General features: G+C 62.5%; 1 pseudogene. It reads left to right on the forward strand.

Annotation, left to right across the window (positions count from 1 at the left end):
• Positions 1–75: 75 nt before the first annotated feature.
• Positions 76–985: pseudogene (locus D7Y21_RS41245) on the forward strand (IS630 family transposase); the annotation flags it as partial.

Consider the following 985-nt stretch of genomic DNA (forward strand, 5'->3'; position numbering starts at 1 on the left):
TGACTGAATCGAAGGCTTTTCGGCGTGGAGGCTTCGTGATTCACTTGTCTCAGTCTTCTTTGGAGGAGATGAGCGATGACCAAGTCCTACTCGCTGGATCTGCGGCGCCGGGTGGCGCGCTTTGTCGAGGCGGGCCATTCCTGCCATGAGGCAGCCCGCCACTTCGAGGTCTCGGTTGCCTTCGGGGTGCGGCTGATGGCGGCCTATCGGGCCACCGGCAGCCTGGCGGCCAAACCGGAGGGCGGCTGGCGCTACTCCAAGCTCGACCCGCATCGCAAGTTCCTGCTCCAGCGTGTCGCCGAAAAGGGCGACATCACCATGCCGCAACTCGCGGCTGAGTTGGCGGCCCTCGGCACCAAGATCCTGCCCGCCTCCATCGCGCGCTGGTTCATTCGCCAAGGCTACAGCTTCAAAAAAACCTTGCGGGCCAGCGAACAAGGACGCTCCGACGTGCGCCAGGCGCGCGATCATTGGCGCACGAAGCGTCAGCCGCGCATGCGCCAGGAGCCGCACCGCTTGGTGTTTCTCGATGAGACCGGCACCTCGACCAAAATGACCCGCCTGCGCGGCCGCTGCCTCAGAGGGCAGCGCCTGTATGCCAAGGCGCCCTTCGGCCATTGGAAAACCCAGACCTTTATCGCCGGGCTGCGTTACCATGAGCTTTGTGCACCCTGGGTGATTGATGGGCCGATGACCCGGCGCATCTTCGAGACGTATGTCGAGACCCAGCTCGCCCCGACGCTGTCGCAGGGCGACGTCGTGATCCTTGACAACCTGCCGGCACAGAAGAGCGAGAAAGCCGCGCGTTGCCTCAAGGAAAGGGGCGCCTAGTTCCTGCTCCTGCCACCCTACAGTCCGGATTTGAATCCAATTGAACAGACCTTCTCCCAGATTAAATCACACTTGCGCAAAGCTGAGGCCCGAACGCTTGATGCGCTCTGGCGCGCCATCGGTGACATATGCGATCTCGTCGATCCCGGGACAT

Origin of the sequence: Corallococcus sp. AB045 (assembly GCF_003668895.1) — a bacterium.
Taxonomy (GTDB): Bacteria; Myxococcota; Myxococcia; order Myxococcales; family Myxococcaceae; genus Corallococcus; species Corallococcus coralloides.